Origin of the sequence: Algoriphagus vanfongensis DSM 17529, assembly GCF_000429465.1 — a bacterium.
Lineage (GTDB): Bacteria > Bacteroidota > Bacteroidia > Cytophagales > Cyclobacteriaceae > Algoriphagus > Algoriphagus vanfongensis.
Genome location: NZ_AUBX01000009.1, coordinates 385799 through 403977 on the forward strand (window position 1 = coordinate 385799; position 18179 = coordinate 403977).

General features: G+C 43.5%; 13 protein-coding genes. 7 read left to right on the forward strand and 6 right to left on the reverse strand.

Features of this window, described 5'->3' with window-relative positions; genetic code table 11:
- The first annotated feature begins 66 nt into the window (after positions 1-66).
- Positions 67-978 (forward strand): helix-turn-helix transcriptional regulator, encoded by a 912-nt coding sequence (locus tag G460_RS0102935; RefSeq protein ID WP_026953968.1) that lies wholly within the window; start codon positions 67-69, stop codon positions 976-978.
- Between the two features lie 507 nt (positions 979-1485).
- Positions 1486-3045: a S8 family peptidase gene (locus tag G460_RS0102945; RefSeq protein ID WP_026953970.1), complete on the forward strand. Its 1560-nt coding sequence runs from the start codon at positions 1486-1488 to the stop codon at positions 3043-3045.
- A 194-nt stretch (positions 3046-3239) separates the two neighbouring features.
- Here the strand turns inward: G460_RS0102945 and G460_RS0102950 are convergent, their stop codons facing one another.
- The 6 genes from G460_RS0102950 to G460_RS0102975 all read right to left on the reverse strand — a co-directional run bounded on the left by G460_RS0102950 (position 3240) and on the right by G460_RS0102975 (position 12154).
- Positions 3240-3536: a DUF3784 domain-containing protein gene (locus G460_RS0102950; protein WP_026953971.1), complete on the reverse strand. Its 297-nt coding sequence runs from the start codon at positions 3534-3536 to the stop codon at positions 3240-3242.
- Between the two features lie 863 nt (positions 3537-4399).
- Positions 4400-6505, reverse strand: coding sequence for a M28 family peptidase (locus G460_RS0102955; RefSeq protein ID WP_026953972.1), 2106 nt, complete (start codon positions 6503-6505; stop codon positions 4400-4402).
- On the reverse strand, positions 6498-7664 hold the full coding sequence (locus G460_RS0102960; RefSeq protein WP_026953973.1) for a C40 family peptidase: 1167 nt from the start codon (positions 7662-7664) through the stop codon (positions 6498-6500). The genes G460_RS0102955 and G460_RS0102960 overlap by 8 nt, the downstream gene beginning before the upstream one ends.
- Before the next feature lie 81 nt (positions 7665-7745).
- A complete protein-coding gene (locus G460_RS0102965; protein ID WP_026953974.1) occupies positions 7746-9050 on the reverse strand; it encodes an amidohydrolase family protein in 1305 nt (434 codons plus the stop codon).
- A 20-nt stretch (positions 9051-9070) separates the two neighbouring features.
- Entirely contained in the window at positions 9071-10459 is a 1389-nt protein-coding gene (locus G460_RS0102970) for an amidohydrolase family protein (RefSeq protein ID WP_026953975.1), read from the reverse strand.
- Positions 10460-10462: 3 nt separating this feature from the next.
- Complete coding sequence (locus G460_RS0102975) at positions 10463-12154, reverse strand: amidohydrolase family protein (protein WP_245578688.1); 1692 nt, start codon at positions 12152-12154, stop codon at positions 10463-10465.
- A gap of 229 nt (positions 12155-12383) precedes the next feature.
- On the opposite strand from G460_RS0102975, the gene G460_RS0102980 reads away from it, so the two are divergent.
- The 5 genes from G460_RS0102980 to G460_RS0103000 are packed head-to-tail and all read left to right on the forward strand — an operon-like array spanning position 12384 to position 18172.
- On the forward strand, positions 12384-12743 hold the full coding sequence (locus G460_RS0102980) for a response regulator transcription factor (RefSeq protein WP_026953977.1): 360 nt from the start codon (positions 12384-12386) through the stop codon (positions 12741-12743).
- A gap of 50 nt (positions 12744-12793) precedes the next feature.
- Positions 12794-14320, forward strand: a complete 1527-nt coding sequence (locus tag G460_RS0102985) for a hypothetical protein (RefSeq protein WP_026953978.1) — start codon at positions 12794-12796, stop codon at positions 14318-14320.
- A complete protein-coding gene (locus G460_RS0102990) occupies positions 14313-15776 on the forward strand; it encodes a glycosyltransferase family 2 protein (protein ID WP_026953979.1) in 1464 nt (487 codons plus the stop codon). Before G460_RS0102985 ends, G460_RS0102990 begins: the two co-directional genes overlap by 8 nt.
- On the forward strand, positions 15773-17002 hold the full coding sequence (locus G460_RS0102995; protein WP_026953980.1) for a YaiO family outer membrane beta-barrel protein: 1230 nt from the start codon (positions 15773-15775) through the stop codon (positions 17000-17002). The genes G460_RS0102990 and G460_RS0102995 overlap by 4 nt, the downstream gene beginning before the upstream one ends.
- The gene (locus G460_RS0103000) at positions 17003-18172 is read left to right on the forward strand and encodes a hypothetical protein (protein WP_026953981.1); all 1170 of its coding nucleotides are present in this window, start codon (positions 17003-17005) and stop codon (positions 18170-18172) included.
- The last annotated feature ends 7 nt before the right edge of the window (positions 18173-18179 follow it).

The window sequence follows — 18179 nt, forward strand, 5'->3', positions numbered from 1 at the left end:
ACTGTCATCAATATATCCAAGCCTGACAATTTGAACTATTTTTACAAACCTTTTAATCGCAAAACTATGGCTCAGGCAGGTAAAGTAGAACAGCAAAAAATCCTTCGTGTATTCAAATTGATTAACCTTCTGCAGGGGACAATCGGTAAGCCTGTGCATCGTTTGGCTGAATTGCTGGAAACAGACGAGCGAACCATCTACCGCTATTTCAAATTGCTGGAAGCTTTGGGCTTTGAAGTAATCAAGGAGTTTAGCAAATACAAGCTCAAAGAGCCGGTAGGGCAGGATCCTGCCATGCATTATGGGGCTTTCTCTGCGGAGGAGAGTCAGTGGCTTCAAAGCCTGATTGAGTCTCAGGGCAAAAAGAACTTGTTGAAGGATTCTATTCTACAAAAGTTGCAGTTGAGATCAGAACTCAAGCAAGGAACGGCGGAGCTGTTCAAGGCCAATTTGGGAAGATTGGTGGATGAAATCGGAAAGGCTATACAAGGTCAAAAACAGATACTTTTGAGGGAGTATTATTCTCTCAATTCTGATTCGGTCAGTGATAGATTGGTAGAGCCGGTGGCTTTTTCCAGTAATTATGAATCCATTCATGCTTTTGAAGTGGAAAGTAAATCCATGAAGATTTTTAAAATCGAGCGAATCGGAGAGGTACTGATCTGTTCGGATTCTTGGAAGTTTGCGGCGAAACATGAGTTGCCTGAGGAAAGCCTATTTGGCTTTACGGGCAAGAAGCGTTTCAAGGTGAAACTGAAGCTGAGTAAAAAAGCCTATCAATTGATGCTGGAAGAGCATGCCAATGCCAAGCCTTTCTTGTTTATTAAAAATAGAAATCAGTACTTTTTTGAAGGAGAAGTACCGCATTTACCAGGAATCGGGAGGTTTGTCATGGGGCTTCCGGGTGAGATCAAGGTAGAAGAGGGAGAAGAACTTAAGGCTTATTTGAAGGAGCAGTTGGAGAAAGTGGAGTTTTGATTTTCTCTTTTGCAATACAATAGAAAAACACTTCCTCCGGTCGTGAAATATTTAGAGTACTAACTCATGTATTTCGCCGAAGGCGTATTTCTACATTTTTTCGCGAAGCCTATTTCTCTGAATATTCTCCCACAGATCATCGAAGAAAAATTCGCAGATCAACACAGAGTTTTTGTGACTTCACTAGCAAAATGTATTTCTTCAGATGCCTATTTCTATCCTATTTCTCCGAAGACGAATTCCCGGTATTTCTTTATATGATTGTACACAATCTTGCCAGTTTAATCAGCGACCGGCTAGAAAGTAATTTTGAAGTACAATTCTAGCAAACTTCGGTCATCCGTCATCGGTCATCCAGCCATGATAAGCAAAGGAAATTAGGATTGTGGTGCAAATGCGGATATATACGTTTCTTTAATTCTATTTCTACCGGAGTTTTTATCAATTGTTATTTTTTAGGAAATCTTGTAAATTCCTGAATATCATTTATATAAACCCATTTTTACAATGAAAAATTATAGTAAAATTCTTTCATTGCTGTTTTTTTTAGCAATGATTTTCCAGGCATGTAAGGAAGAAGAAATGCCATTGGTCTCCGAAGTGGAGCTACTTGAGCGTCAGGAATCTATTGTTCCTAAGTCGGATATTGATCAACTGATTTTGAAATCACTCAATGAAACGGGGGATTTCGTCTGGGCCGATCAAAGCGATCTTTTGGTTTGGTCAGCACTGATGCACTCAGACTCTACATTGACGATCGGCTATCAACCTTCGGGTGAGTCTCTGGCAAATTCTAGAATTGGAATAGAAGAAGTATCAGATCCTAGATGGCAATCTGCTGCAAGTAAAGTAGTGCAGGTGGTGGAGCAGAGTCAAGCCAAACCTCACAATCCAAGCCTGCGTCTGGGGGCCGAGTCTGCAAGGATTCATGCTGATCTTCCTTATCTAGAAGTGAAAGTGACAGACATAGACGTGTTGAGCAATCTTCGGGAGCTAGGAGAGGTGCGCTATTTGGAACCGAGAGGCTATGAGTTTGACTATGCACTTTTGGATGCAAGCAGCCCAGATGCTCGCTATTTAAGTGATTCTGGTTGTGAAAATGAACCTCAAAATGTAGCTTCATCTGATTATGTAGTGATCAGTCCCTCAGCCAAGTCTTCTTGGAATTATGACGATATGGGGATTGCAGCTGCATGGGGACAAAGTACGGGTGCTGGTATTACCGTGGGTGTGATCGATACGGGGCTTTCTCCCGATCAGCCTCTGTTGAATGCTTCTTTTAATTCAGGATTTTCCACAGGTAGAACTGTCTCAAAGTTTGGCACTTATCAAACGGGCATGTGGTGGTGGAAAAAATACGACGGTCCCGATGATCAATGTGGCCATGGTACAGCCATGGCAGGAGTAATCGCCTCACCGAGGAATTCGGTAGGAAATGCTGTAGGAGTAGCCTATAGTTCCAATTTGATCTCGGTAAGAGGTACTAGTGATGTGATCGTAAACAGTGGTAATGAAAAAGATGGAGTAGCTGAGGCTTTGGTGCTGTTGGGAAAAAGATCAGATGTGAAGATCATTTCCATGTCAATCGGCGATGTGTTTTCCAATTCCAAAGTGGCAGATGCTGTCCGATATGCTTACAATCGTGGTAAATTGATTTTTGCTGCCGCTGGGACTTCCACCACGTTCACCAACTGGTTTGGGGTGATCTTTCCGGCAACTATGGCTGAAACCGTCGCTGTGACCGGAGTAAAAGAAGGGGCTGGTTATCAAAGATGTGATACTTGTCATTCAGGTTCCAAAGTGGAGTTTACAGTAGTGATGGAGCGATCTGGAAGCAATACCAAACCCTTGACTACCGCTCTGTATAGTGATACTCCTTCGACAGTGGGTGGTTCGTCAGTGGCCACATCGACAGCCTCTGGTATAGCGGCTTTAGTTTGGGCCAAGTATCCGGGATGGAGTAGGGCTCAGGTCTTGCGAAAGATGCGGGAGACTTCCGATTTATATCCTTCTAAAAATTCTGAATACGGTTATGGTAATTTGAATGCAGCTGCGGCAGTGAATTGAACCGTTTCTACCATAAATAAATGAGGTCCAGTTCTACATAGAACTGGACCTCATTTTCTATTTCTTCTAGCCCTCGTTTGTGTCATCACGAACGAAATATTCCTTGTATTAATCCATGAGTGAAGACACTCCTGCGGCTACTTTCTCTTTCGAATTTGTACATGTCTCCAAATGAATTATTTAAGCTATTTCCCTCAACGGTTTTTCAGCAAATTTCCAAAAAAGACGATGACTATTACCCCTATAATTGATGCAAAAGTCCCTAACAGGAGCAATGTTCGATTGTCAAACCAAATAGCCGCAAAGTAGCCAATAATGGATAGTATCCCCATCACGAATAAGGCTATGGATACAAATGTAGGCAAGCCATTTTTGAGGGCGTTTTCTTTTTCACTCTGTGACATTTGATTGAACCCCGCCAAAAGACCTGGGAAATATCTCATCGCTATTCCCAGTGAGATGAAAAGTATTCCGATGATAAGTGGAGCCATATGATTTCTGTTTACAAACCCGTAACTGTTTGGAATATAAGTCCTTTTGGTGGAATAAACAAGATGTTTAGTTGGGCTTTCTCAGCCCCGTTCGTGTCTTCACGAACGGAATAAATCATCCAAAAATGAAGGCACTCATAGCATAACTTTCTCTTGGCCCTTGTTCGTGTCATCACGAACAAAACATTCCTCATATTAATCCATGAATGGAGACACTCATGGGGCTCACCTGCAAAAATCTATTATCTAAAATTTAAGGATACCCAAATTTTTCCCTTTAATAGAAATATGTGTTTTTTAATTGAAGCCAAGATTTTTATTAGGCTTGGTACTTTTGAAAGACCAAAAGTACCCAAAAGTCTTTTGCCTGAATTGGCTTGAAAATGCCTTCGGACATTTTCTGCCGGTTTGGGTCAAACGCTAAAAATCGCCGGATTTCCGAACAAGTTCGGAACTAGCCGATTTTCTTTACGCTTTTTGACTCCAATCCGTCACCAACCACTTCAAAGCATATGGTCCAATTTAATTTTGAGTATAATTTCGTAAAAATGGACAGCGGTGGTCCCGTACAGCTTTCGGGATAGGTCCTTTTTCACCTATAGGAAAAAGGACAGAAAAGAAAATTACTGAATCCCATTTTTATAAAAAGGATTGATGAATTTAAAAGAATCAACTCTTTTAGGAATTATTGTAAACTTGTGTTTATTCAAGTGGAGAACTTTTTTTCCCTGAGTGGAGTCACTCAGGGGGCGCCTGACAACAATCCAACAAAAAAGCCCAACCGAATTAATCAGCTGGGCTTTCGTTGGAATTCTTACGTTATAGGCTTCGACACCGCTCAGCCTGACTCTAAAAGAATTATCTTAAAGTTGCTTCGTGATCTGATCGATCTTTTTAGCCAAAGAAGAGATCGCTTTTGCATATCTGCCATCCCATTCTTCCAATTTCTCTGTTCGATTGATTGCAACCTCGTATTGGATACCCGGTAAAATCCAGGATGCGTAGCCAGAGAAGGGGTCATTGCAGACGTACAGTGATTTGTACCACTCTCCATAATACATTCCTTTAGGATCAATCCAACTTTTCTCCAAACCTATCAGTTCCTGATTGATTTTCGCCAATTGCTTTTCAGAAACAGAACCTGCAGCCATTGCTGCATCTAGGGCAGTTTGATAGGCTTTAGAGCTAGCTTCCAATTGTGCCAAAGCAGCACTTGCCTGATCAAATTCTGTAAAATCAGGAGCAATTGTCTGTACATTTTTAAGTGCATTGGCAAAGTGTCCTTTCAGATCCTGCGCATAGCGAGGCACGTCAAAGGGGATCACATCCCCATTAGCCAATCTCAAGGCTACCAAGCCAAATACCTGTGCGACTGCGCCACCCATTTTGAAGCTAGGATCTACGAATTTGCTGTAATAGTGGAAGTTGTCATAGTTGGAATGATAAGGAGTCAAACCTCCTGTACCGCCACCCAAACTAGGCACACCTACGTGCATGTAGAAAGCGATGTGATCAGATCCTCCGCCAAGATTGCCCATTCTAGGTTCTTCATTTTTACCTGCCCATACTTGATAGACGGACTTCGCAGAGTCTGGATAGGATACATCCTTGGCTGCGTCCATGATGATCTTTTTCAAAGTAGGAGCGGCTGAGGCACCGAAGTTTCTACCATTTACCCCACCGTCAAAGTTCATATAGGCGATGGCATTTGCCTTCAATTGATCTCTCATTTCTTCCACCCACTCGGTGGAGCCGATTACTCCTTGTTCTTCAGCATCCCAGTGACCGATCATGATGGATCTTTCTGGGGCTTTTCCGTCTTTCACCAATTCTCCAATGGCTTCTGCCAAAGTCAATAGCATCGCTGTCCCGGAGTTGGGATCTGTCGCTCCAAAGCTCCAGGCATCAAAGTGAGCTCCCAAAATAATCCACTCATCAGGATATTTCGAGCCTTTGAAAGTACCCACGACATTGTTTGCCCGAATGAAATCGACGGGTTGATCGACCATCACGCGAACTTTCAATTCTGAACCACCTTCGATTTTATAGTCAAATGGAAGGCCTCCTTGCCAAGCTTCGGGAACAGCCTGTCCGGTCATTCTGGAAAGGATCTCCTTTGCTGCTCCATATCCGATAGGAGTCACAGGAATGGTATGAAAGTCCACATCCTTTGGATCCAATCTTTTCACCTTTTTATCACCATCTAGTGGCAAAGCAGGTTCGTTTGGAGTCAATGGGTCACCTGTCCAGTCCAAGGTCAGCATAGAGCCTCTTTGGATGGTGGTTTCATTGTAGTAGGGTCCATCAGGATAGACATCACCTCGGACGAATCCATTGTCTTTTGGATCGGTATATACCACTAGACCAATTGCTCCGGCTTGCTCCGCATATTTTGCCTTGTAGCCTCGGAAATTACCACCATAGCGGGCGATGACGACTTTGCCAGTCAGATCTACACCCATTTCTTTGAGCTTTGCAAAATCTTCCCTTGTACCGTAGTTGACATAGACTACTTCAGCAGTCACATCTCCAGAACCGGAAAAGGCATTGAAGCCCAAATACAATCTATCGTCTGCTGTAAATGGATCTTCCTCTAAGATCGCTTCCTGTTGAGAAAGCGTCATTTTCACAGGTGAAACGATCTCCAAGTGAGACTCTCCGGGATGATTGGGAAGATAGACATCGTAGGGATACAATTTGACATCCATACCTGCCTCTCTCATGACCTTGGCCATGTATTGCTGAACCAGCTCATTTTCCGGGGTGCCAGCGATATGTGGGTTTTTGGTGATTTCTTGCAAGTGCACTTTGAAACTCCCAAAATCCACCGCTTCCAGGTATTCCTTTTCTATGGCTTTTTGTTTTTCCTGATGGCTTTGGAAAAAACCATCCTGCGCCTGTGCCGTGAGTGACAGGGCCAGCGTCCCAAGTAGTAGGGACTTTTTAGGGTTGAAGGTTAGTCTATTCATTGGATAAAAGTTCGGAGACGGAAATGACTCCGTCGGATTGTTTGTTGATGATTCGTTTGGTTCTCAAATATCGATTGAGTTCGTACTCATCGAAATTGGGGCTATTTGGGTCAAAACTTGAAATTCTTACTCTTCCTCTGGAATGGATAAATTCATTGTTTCCGATCCACATCCCGACGTGTACCACACGCTCTTTTTTCTCCGGCGTTCCTTTCACTCCGAAAAACAAAAGGTCTCCGACTTGGAGATTATCCCAGTTCTTTTCAGTATCTACTTCTTCGCCTTCGTTAATCTGCTGAGAAGCATCCCGAGGAATCACTTTTCCATTCAGATAATAAATAGTCTTGGTAAAACCGCTGCAATCGACTCCTTTGATGGAAGTGCCTCCCCAGAGATAGGGAACTCCCATCATGGATTTGGCAGTAGTGATCAGCTTGTCAGCACTGGTTTCGCGGGTAGCGATCCATTGCTCCCAAGGCATCAAAGCTTCACTTTTGACCCAGCCAGATCTTCCGTCCGGTAAACTTACCTTGATCCAGTTTCCGCTCGTTTCTTCAGCTACCAGGATATTTCCTGCTACCAAATCAGAGACCATCATCTCTTCTTGTGGACTTTCCCAAATATGACCGGAAAGGGGAGTGAAGACTACTTTGGGTTTGGTAAACCAAGTTGCCAATTCTTCATCAGTCATCAATTGGATGCCGGCAGCATCGACCCAAGACAGGTATCCATCAGGAGTCTGCACCAGGTACCAGGAATCGTCTTTTTTCAGCACTTTCAAGGGAGTGCCCAGAAGTGCTTGGGTGGCCAGTTCTGCAGAGTGTCTGGCATTGCTACGGATATTGGCGACGGAGATGGTGACCAAAGCCCGGGTTTTGTCTCCCAATTCGGCTTGAGGAAGTTCCTCTACGGCATTGACATAGGAAATGCCTTCTGCATCGAGGCTTTTAAGCAGTGAATTGAAAGCTTCCGGTTGATCTGTTTCGCCTTTTAGGGAGTCGTTTTCAAAGGAAATGTCCCAGAGTGCTACTCGCTTGTCTGGAGCAACTTCCATTCTCAATTCCTCGATTTTTTGGGAGACTCTTGGATCCTCACTTTTGGTACAGGCAAAAATCAAGGATAGAAGTAGAAGGGGATAGTAAGTTGGGTTGAGTTTCATTGGCTCAATATACAAGACAAAAACCACAAGAAACCCCTCAAAGAAGAAGGGTTTGCTTGTGGTTTAATTTTGGGTAAAGTATTACTTCGTTTTTTCCAGTCCAAGAGATCTTTCTAGAAACTCCTGATACAAACGGATATGTCTATTGCTCAATGGAATTCTGTAGCCATTGATAAATACATGCATGATCTGCGCTTTGGTCTCGAATGGATCTTCAGTGGACACGATCAAGTTGGCAATTTTGCCTTCCTCAATAGAACCCAATTGATCCTCCAATCCCCAGATTTCTGCAGGATTGATGGTGACAGCTTTCCAAGCTTCTTCCTTGCCCAAGCCAAATGCTGCTGCAAATGCAGCGTGGAAAGGAAGGTTTCTGACATTTTCCGTGTCATCTGTTCTCAAAGCTACTTTGACACCAGCTTTAGCCATTTTACCGGCATTGGTATAGGCTGCGTCGTATCGATCTGACTCTCGAGTAGGAAGTGCCTGAACAGGACCAGTGATCACTGGAATTCCTGATTTGGCGATTTCATCCGCTACTCTCCAGCCTTCGGCTACTCCACTGAAGATGACTTTGGTATCTTTTCCTTCTACCCATTTGATGGCACTCTGGATGTCTGCAGCTGCATTCACCTGAATCAATAGCGGTAGCTCTCCGGATACCACCTTGGCCAATTGGGCCATTTCAGGATAATAGTCCAACGTAGCTCCCTTTTCAGTCATCTGATGGTATTGAAGGGCATTGTCCCAAAATTCATTGGCTTCTTTCAATGCTTTTTCGTTGTCCTTCTTGATGTCCTCATCAGAGCGTCTATCCCATCTTCCTCTTCTTCCAGAGCTAGGGAAATTCATCACCACAGCTTTGGCACCAGCATACATCTGATCCGGCGTATAGCCCACTAGATTGATCAAAGCAGCTGTACCTGGGAAAAGACCTCCTGATGGGACGGTCAATACCGTAGTCACGCCGGACACTCTCGTCACTGGAATGGCTTCAGAATTAGGATTGACTGTAGTCAAAGCCTGCATATTCGGAGTGAAATTTCCGATTTCTTGATTGTCAACTGTCTCGGCCACGGAGCTCACCTCGATCAAACCGAGAGAAGTACCGCTATCTATCATTCCCGGATAGATCACCAATCCTGCACAATCGATGACTTCTGCATCACCTGCACTGATTCCAGAACCTACCTGAGCGATTTTGCCATCTTCTACCAAGATAGAAGTGTTCTGTAAGACACCATTGGTGATGGTATGAACGGTGGCGTTTTGCAAAAGGAATTTTCCAGATCGGGGCTTTACAAATTCGCCATCAATCTGCGCCATGGCCAGTACTGGAATCAGGGCAAAGAGGAAAGCGAAAAAGGTTTTAGTATATCTTTTCATGTGATTTTTTTTCGGAGTGATTAATGTTGGTGCATTTGGAACAAAGCCTCAGCTGTCTCAAACAAATGCTCCGTATCCTGCATGCATCTGTGAGCAGTCTCCTGAGAGATCATGATCGGTTCTACCATTTCGGTAGGACTGACCCTTTGTCTTTGATCGTTTTCGTCCGAATTGATATCAAAGTATTTGACACCATCTACAAAGGTCATTTGTGGAATAGTGTAAGAAGAAAGTGGATGGCCTTCGAAAATGGCAATATCCGCTTGTTTTCCTACTTCCAAAGAACCCACTTTATCGCTTACTCCGAGTTGCTTTGCAGGGTTGATTGTGATCATTGCCAAAGCTTCATCATCAGTCAATCCACCATAGCGTTGCGTTTTGGCCGCTTCATGATACAGGTGGCGAATCAGCTCCGCGTCATCTGAGTTGATAGAAGTGATCACCCCATTTTTCTGCAAAATCGCTGCGTTGAAAGCTGTGGAATAATACACCTCAAACTTATAGGCCCACCAGTCGGCAAATACGGAAGCTCCCATGGTGTATTCGGCAATTTCCGGAGCGACTTTGAAGCCTTCGTTGGTATGCTGGAACACCAGTTTGCTGATTCCAAAATCCTTTGCCACGTTGATCAACATGTAGATTTCATCAGCTCTATAGGAGTGGCAGTGAATGATGATCTTTCCGTCCAAGATATCAGCCAATGTCTGCAATCTTTCATTGTAAGCTGGAGCTACATCTGTATTTCCTTTTTGTGATTTGGCTTTCGTATAGTCTTCCCAAGCTTTTTTGTATTGGAGCGCTTCGTTGAAACCGTTTCTTAAAACAGCTTCGACACCCATTCGGCTTCTAGGCTGGATTCCTCTTCCACGACCGTGAACTCTTGTCGGGTTTTCTCCCAAAGCAAATTTGATAGTACGCGGTGCATCCTGCATGATGATATCAGCAGGATCTGACATGCCCCATCTATGTTTTAAAGTTGCATTTTGACCACCCACTACATTGGCAGAGCCGTGCATCGCATGCGACATGGTGACACCCCCAGCCAGTGATCGGTAAATGCCGATTTCGTAAGGATTGACGACATCTTTCATACGCACTTCAGCGACAATAGGAGAGGTGGCTTCATTGACTACATCCAGCGCAATGTGAGAGTGGGCATCTATGATACCCGGCATCACATACTTTCCAGAAGCGTCGATGGATTCCACTCCATTGGGGGCTTTGATTCCTTGTCCGATTTCTTTGATGATCCCATCCTGAACCAATACATCGGTATTTTCATGGGTTCCATTGGTGACCGTCAATACAGTCGCATTTTTTATCAATACACTGCCCTTTGGTGTTTGGGCGATGGCATAGTTCATACTCATCCCCACCAGTGCAGCAAGAAAATAGCTTAATTTTTTCATGGCTTACTTATTTGCGATTAGGGTTGGATTGAGAGTAGCTGAGATAGGAAAAGATCCAAACTCGCCGATGTTCATGTTTCCTTCCATGCTTGTCCCGGATATTTCTGCAGATACATCCACAGTAAGGCCCATTCCACCTGCATTGACATCAAATGAAAAGGTCAAAGTAGAACCTGTGTAAGAGATATCTCTCAGATCTGCGGTAGCTTCGCCATTTCCGGAAGGATTGGCATAAGTAATGCTGCCGGTATATCCATTTCCTTCTTTTTTGAAGATGATCTTGCCACCTGAAGAGCCTGCAGGAGTTTCTGATTCATAGTCCCAAGTACCTTCAATTTTACCTCCTGAGGTACCAGAGTCCGCATTTTTCTTTTTGCTTTTGGTCTCATAATCAAAGAAGTGACCATCCACCACTACGTGTTTGATCTGGGTGTCTTCCTCGAAGATAGGTCCTGTACCCAATACCAAATTGGCCAACTTACCGGTCTCGATGCTACCTGCAAATTTTTCAACTCCGAGGATACTGGCAGCGTTGGTTGTCAAGGCAGCTAGAGCAGCTTCTTCTGACAATCCAGCTTCAATCATGGCTCTCAAAGCCTTAGGCGCATCGGATGCTTTGGTGCCGATGGTGGTGAAAGCGAAAGGAATTCCTGCTTCCTCCAATTTGCCAGCTTGAGCGATGGCTGCATCATAGGCGGCTTTGACTTTCTCATACTGAGCTTTTACTTCTTCAGTAGCATCGTCTTTTTGAGCTTTGATAGCTTTGTCATCTGGAATGGCCAATTGGATCAAAACTTTGGCTCCGCTAGACTTGATCAAGTCGATGACAGCTTCATACTCTTCCAGACCAGTGAGGATCAATTGGAAACCCAATTCCTTTTGAAGGCTGATGGCCCGTCTCACTTCCAGGTCGTTTTCTACAGTGAAAAGCACCGGAACCTGGCCGCTGATGACATCCATCATCGCTTGATAGGTGGGAGTCAATTCAGGTCTGACTACTCCGGAATTGGAAGTGAATGTACCAATTCGTCCTTTGGTGAGTTCAGTGTTTTTGTAGACATCTCTAAACTTGGCCATGACGCCCACCTGAGTACCTGGATACATACCACGGGCTCCATTCAGGTTGGCTGCCAATGCAGTGTTTTCTTTGATAACATTGGTGGAGTTTTCATCACCTAAAATAACCAAAGCAGCTTTTCCAGGAATCATACCACCGTCTGGCACGATCTGTACCAAGGTAAAACCAGCCTTGCGGAGGTCAGCGACTTGGGAAGAACTGATATCGTATTGGTCCACAGCGGATCTCCATGGTGTGATGCCTGCGATCTCATCAGATGGTCTTGATGAATCAAAATCATCCGGACGTTTTGGATCTTCGGGTTTGGAGATACCGGACTGGCTACCGCCATCGATAAATCCAGGATAAATGAATAGAGAGTCTCCAGGGATTACCTTGGCTTCGACAGGCAGAGACAGATTACTTCCGACGCCTTTGATCACTCCATCTTTGATCAAAATTGTCGCCTTGCTCCCTTCGCTACCTGGCTTGGTGAATACTGTGGCATTGGTGATCGCGTAAGTAGAGGTAATGGACTTTTTGCCGGTAGGATCACTCTGCGCCAAAGCGAGATTGCTACCTAAGATACCTCCCAACATACAGCTAAGAACACTTGCCTTCAGAAGTGTTTTTCTCATAGGGATTGATGGTTTGTTATGATTAAGCAAGCTAATAAAAGGTCCATCGGAATCCAGATAGAATTATTTTTTGGATGTTTATTTTTGATCAGTGGCAAAGATTCGCTTCTGAAATGCGAATAAGGGTGGTCATAAGGAATGAATTGGTGGAGTTTTTTGGTTGAATGGTCAACTATGATCATTTTTTTCAATCAAGCTGTTATATTTATCACTGGAATCGCCCCACAGTATGAAAAAAATCCTGATTATCGAGGATGATTTATTAATCTCAAGTTTGGTCCAATTTAGACTAAAAAAAGACGGGTACGAGACGGTCTTGGTCAAAGATGGCAATGAGGGAATAGAAGCTATAGATGCAGAAAATCCGGATTTGATCATCACTGATGTTATGATGCCGTTTCGGTCTGGAATCGAGATAATTCATCATGCCAAAAAAGTACTTCCTGATGTCCCAATCATCGTTCTGAGCTCGCTGGGTGAAGAAGAAGAAGTGGTGCTGGAAGCTTTTAATCTTGGTGTTGTCGACTTTATCCCGAAACCCTTTAACCCTAATGAATTGGCGATTCGAGTCAAGAGAGTGCTCCGCTGATTTATATGCTGAAAAGATCGTTTATACTCTTCCTATTTTTTTGTTCATCCTTGGACCTTTATTCCCAAGGTGTGAGAGATATTTTGCCTGATTCAGTTTCTCTTGTAGAAGAACTGAAAAACCATGCCTACATACCCAATCTAAGCTACAGAATCCAAGTGTTGGGGGAGGAGCTGCCAGAGAGTCAGCAGGTTATTGATTCTACTTTTCTTTGGACCAGAAATGAAAGGGGATATTTGTCCCCAGACTTCGAAAATGGGGCTCAACTGGAATCCTTGGTTTCAGAAATACCTGAGAACTCGGTCGAGTTGCAATTCTATGTTTTTGGTGAAAAATCATCTATTGATGGAGTCTATCGTTTTCTGGAAACACTGGTTGACACGGGAGATTTTGTCTATGCCCAAAATCAAAAATCTACAGATCGGGATCTTGTTCTGATAGCCAACCGCTATCACTATCAACCCATTGAGGCCTACAAAAACCTACTACTCTCAGACAATCAGCTGTTTGGAGTGACTCTGATCAATGTGTTTTTTGTCTTGGCGGCTGTTTCTATGATTATTTTTATGCTGATTTTCAAAAAGAGGCGAAATCAAAGAGAGGAGCAAATCAAAGATTTTGAAAATGAAATCATAGGGCCTTTGACGAGTCTGTTATTTGAGAAGTCAGTGGATCAAATCAATGAAATGTCGAAGGCAGAGGCTGATGCAATTTTCCAAGATGGGATTATCCAAAGGAAACTTTTCAAAATCGTATTGATCGATAAAATCATCGGTCTCAACAAAAAAATGAAAGGTGACTTCAAGGACAAGCTCAAATTGCTGTATCAGAAGTTTGGATTGATTGAGATCACGCGACAAAATCTCGAACATAGAAAATGGGAGAAAATCGCCCGAGGTCTGGTACAAGTAAATGAAATGGACCTGAAGATGCTCTTGCCATTGGTCAAAGAGCATGTCAATTCCAGCAATTTCCATGTAAGATCTCTGGCAGGTGCTACGCTATTGAACATTGCCGAAAAAGTAGATCTCAACTTTCTGCGGGATCAGAATTATCCGCTTTCCGACTGGCAGCAGATGCACTACCTACGCATTATCAAATACATAGCTCCAAGCAAATCACTTCAGATATCAAAATTATTTGGATCTACTAATCAAAGTGTTAGAGAGTTTGGGTTCAAGCTGGTTCGAATGCTTGGGAGAGTGGATCTGATTCAGGAACTGCATGAAATCAATGAAAAGGTCAGTCTAGAAGAACGAGTGGAACTGATCAAGACATATGATTCACTTGGAGCCCATATGGAGGTAGATTTTATCAATAGCTGTATGAAATCCAATCATCCGGAACTCAAAAAAGAAGCGATCAAATGTGCCGGTAACTTGGGGAATGAAGAATCTGAGGATATTATTATCCTATTGATTACTGAAAATCCAGAATTTAAAATCCGGAAAATACTATTGAATAGTCTACTGAAGCTTAATCCAGCAAGGTTTGAGCAGTTTGTGAGTGATTTTCCTATGGAGGAAAATTTGAAAATAAAGGCCCATCTCTTTGACCCTGTATTGAGCCATGTATAATTTTCTTTTTTACTTTTTGATAGAAGTATTCGGGATCTTTTTCATGATCCTGAGTTTCTCTGTGATCATTGTCTATCTCTTGATCATGATCCTGAGTGCACTGGAAATGAGGGATTTTCTCAAGAAAAATAAATTCGCTGACTACCAGGACATCATCACTTCCCCGATAGCACCAGGGGTTTCTATTTTGGCACCAGCTTTCAATGAAGCTTCCAATATCGTCCAAAATGCCAAAAGCTTAATGTCCTTGCATTACGGCAGGTTTGAGGTCATCATTATCAATGACGGCTCCAAGGATGAAACTCTCCAAAAGCTGATAGATGCCTTTGAATTGAAAAAGACGGATTATGCCTTTGAGCCAGAGATTGAGACGCAGGCAATCAGAGGAATCTATAAATCTCCCAATAAAAGCTACAGAAGACTGATCGTCGTCGATAAAGAAAACGGAGGGAAGGCAGATGCACTGAATGCCGGGATCAATATCTCCCAAATGGAGCTTTTGGCCTGTATCGATGTGGATTGTATTCTGTCCAGTGACTCGATCACCCGGATGGTGAGGCCATTCATGGAGGAAACCAATAAAAAAGTGATCGCAGTAGGTGGGGCTATTGGTATCGCTAATAACTGTGATGTCAAGGATGGCACTGTGACAAAATATCGCGCTCCAGAGAGTTCCTTGGGTAGATTTCAAGTAGTGGAATATTGCCGTGCCTTTTTGATGGGAAGGATGGCTTGGAGCCGAATCAACGGTTTGATGTTGATTTCCGGTGCTTTTGGCTTTTTCAAAAGAGACTTGGTCATGGCTGTCGGAGGATATTTCCCAAAAACAGTGGGAGAGGATATGGAGTTGGTCGTACGAATGAGGCGATACATGGAAGAGAAAAAGATTCCCTACAAGGTGAGCTTTATCCCAGATCCACTATGCTGGACGGAGGTGCCTGAAGATGAGGACATCCTGTCCCGTCAAAGAAACCGATGGATGAGGGGAACTATTGAAACACTACAGCTTCATCGGAAAATCGGTTTCAATACTCGATTTGGCATACTCGGTACAATCTCTTATCCATTTTGGTCCATATTTGAGAAGTTTGCTCCGATTTTGGAATTGGTAGGGCTACTGTATACACTGGTTTTGGTGTTGATAGGGGATTTTTCTGCGCTGTATTTTATGGCTCTGCTATTGATGGTTTTCCTGCTTTCCATGTTGGTATCCTCATTTAGTGTGCTGTATGAGCAGATCGCTTTCAATAACTACAAGGACAAAAAAGATCTGAAAAGACTTATTTGGCTGATTCTTCTGGAGCCATTTATTATCCATCCCAAGGTGGTACTTTGGGGACTGAGAGGTCATATCGACTTTATCATCGGCAAAGGTGGCTGGGGAAAAATGATCCGTACTGGCTTTAAAACCGCTGAGGATAGAAAAAATATCAATTCGCAATCCAATACAGTATGAAAAATAGTATCCTGATTTTATTCTTTTGTTTGGGACTGACAGGGATAGTCAGGGCCCAAGATAGCTTTGATCCGGATGAACTTTATTTTGAAGCACGCGGATTGATTCTGGATGGCAAATATCAAGAAGGCAGGAAGATAGCTTTTAGAGCCTTGGATCAATACCCTACTTATGCAGATATTCTGATTCTGGTAGGGAGAAGCTACGCGTGGGAAGGAAAAAACGATTCGGCGAGAATCTATCTCGACCGGGCTATCGTAGCTGACCCAGACTATGCAGATGCTTATGCTGCCAACCTAGACAATCTTCTCTGGGATGATGAATATGAAAGAGCCGATGAGGTCCTAGAGATCGCCAGACAAAACTTTCAGGGACAGTTGCCTCAAGAAATCCGATACAGAGAATCCCGCTTATATTACTATCGGGAAGAGTATGATACAGCTTATGAAATGGCGGAAAAGCTCTTTGATGAGGGATACAATCAAGAAGGATTGCTTGGCTATATCCAAAATCTGCAACGTCTGAGAAGAAACCTCGCTGTGGGTGCCACTTATGATTACGATACCTATTTTGGAGATATTACCCCGTGGCATACGTGGTCTGTCTATGGTCGAGCCAGAACCAAACTGACTGGAACGATCATCGGAAGAGTTACACAAAGTGTGAGGTTTGATGATTTTGGGACTTTGGTCGAGCTAGATGCCTATCCTTCTTTGGGGGAAAACTCTTACGCCTATATCAATGTCGGAGGATCCGGTGCTGGCTTTTTTCCAAAACTTAGAGTTGGGACATCTATTTACTTCAATCTTCCTAAAGCTTGGGAAATAGAGGGCGGATACCGGTATTTGGGATTTACGGAAGCTACACATATTGCGACGGCTTCATTGGGTAAATATGTTGGCAATTGGTGGTTTAACCTCCGCTTGAATGTCATTCCATCCGAAGATGACGGTACCAGCACATCGGGCAATCTACAGGGAAGGTATTATTTCAAGACAGCCGAAGATTACTTCTCCTTCCAAGTCAGTACAGGAGTATCTCCTGATGAAGAAACGAGGGATCAGACGCAGTTGCTCAATTCCTACCGCATCCGCTTGGGCTATCAGCAGTTGTTGACAGAGCGCTTTATGATTTATGGTTTCACGGGGTTTACTCGTGATGAGCTTTCTCCTACAGTCACTCGGGACAATTTGAATTTCTCTTTGGGTACAGAATATAGATTCTAGATGGGAAATGAGTTAAAAGTATTTTTAGGACGGCTTTGGCCAGTATTGGTGGTTTTGGTGATCATTCCGGTTGCCAGCTATGTAGTATGGTGGCTTTTTCCGACCCAAGAACTGAATATTTTGGTAGTAGATAAGACTGTGCCTAACCAGCGCTTTGGAGAGCATCATGGTCTTTTTTGGGCGCTGGAGTATGATAAGATCGTCAAGGAAGACAATAGTTTTTACGAAGAATCCCGAGACTATTTTGGCTATTTCCCGAATGTGCAGGAACGAAAGAAAGGGACAGTTCAAGACCTGTCAAAGCATAGCGAAGGGGAGCTGATTGAGTTGGCCAAAGAGGCAGATGTGCTATATCTGACGGATACCTACGGGGTATATGAAAATGACTTTGACGAGGTGATGGATCCGGATGAGTTTTCCAACAAAGTCTATGGAGGTCTGGATCAAAAAGAAATCAATCTCTTGGCCCAGGCCAAGAAGCAGGAAAAGGTCATCATCGCTGAATACAATACGATGGCTTCTCCCACAACTTTGAATAACCGGGCCCAATTTGAGTTATTGATGGGCTTAAAATGGACTGGATGGATTGCTCGCTATTTTGACGAGTTGGACACCTTAGCCAATGATGAATTGCCAAACTGGCTGGTCAATAATTACCTGGAGCAAAACGATGAGCAATGGGGATTTGTAGGTCCAGGCTTAGTCTTTGTTCACGAGACTGGTGAAATCGAGATTTTCCGTCAAGGTGTCGAGTTTGAGCAAACTGTCCCTTTGATCAGAACGCAGCATTTCAACAAGCCTGAGTTTAAGCTACCAGAAATCGTCCCTTATCCGGACTGGTTTGAAGTGGTGTTTATCGATCGGGGCTATGAGGTCATTTCCTACTTTGATATAGGTCCAACAGCTCAGGGCATGGAGCGATTGAAGGAGATGGGGCTTCCCCGCTTTTTTCCGGCTGCCGTCGTCCAAAACAACGGAAAAGGCCAGCAGTATTATTTTACTGGAGATTTCTCGGATATGAGACAGAATCTTGGTTCAGCCCATTTCAAAGGACTTCCCTTCTTATTTCGTGGACTTTATTCTCCCTTGAATTACAGAGATCGGCAAAGCTTTTTTTGGAATTATTATTTGCCACTCATCAGACAGATTCTGGACCGAGTGGAGAAATAAGAAGCAG

Bases quoted from the DNA above. Each gene is read 5' to 3' on its own strand.
- G460_RS0102935 (WP_026953968.1), top strand. From the start codon at position 67: ATGGCTCAGGCAGGTAAAGTAGAACAGCAAAAAATCCTTCGTGTATTC.
- G460_RS0102945 (WP_026953970.1), top strand. From the start codon at position 1,486: ATGAAAAATTATAGTAAAATTCTTTCATTGCTGTTTTTTTTAGCAATG.
- G460_RS0102950 (WP_026953971.1), bottom strand. From the start codon at position 3,536: ATGGCTCCACTTATCATCGGAATACTTTTCATCTCACTGGGAATAGCG.
- G460_RS0102955 (WP_026953972.1), bottom strand. From the start codon at position 6,505: ATGAATAGACTAACCTTCAACCCTAAAAAGTCCCTACTACTTGGGACG.
- G460_RS0102960 (WP_026953973.1), bottom strand. From the start codon at position 7,664: ATGAAACTCAACCCAACTTACTATCCCCTTCTACTTCTATCCTTGATT.
- G460_RS0102965 (WP_026953974.1), bottom strand. From the start codon at position 9,050: ATGAAAAGATATACTAAAACCTTTTTCGCTTTCCTCTTTGCCCTGATT.
- G460_RS0102970 (WP_026953975.1), bottom strand. From the start codon at position 10,459: ATGAAAAAATTAAGCTATTTTCTTGCTGCACTGGTGGGGATGAGTATG.
- G460_RS0102975 (WP_245578688.1), bottom strand. From the start codon at position 12,154: ATGAGAAAAACACTTCTGAAGGCAAGTGTTCTTAGCTGTATGTTGGGA.
- G460_RS0102980 (WP_026953977.1), top strand. From the start codon at position 12,384: ATGAAAAAAATCCTGATTATCGAGGATGATTTATTAATCTCAAGTTTG.
- G460_RS0102990 (WP_026953979.1), top strand. From the start codon at position 14,313: ATGTATAATTTTCTTTTTTACTTTTTGATAGAAGTATTCGGGATCTTT.
- G460_RS0102995 (WP_026953980.1), top strand. From the start codon at position 15,773: ATGAAAAATAGTATCCTGATTTTATTCTTTTGTTTGGGACTGACAGGG.
- G460_RS0103000 (WP_026953981.1), top strand. From the start codon at position 17,003: ATGGGAAATGAGTTAAAAGTATTTTTAGGACGGCTTTGGCCAGTATTG.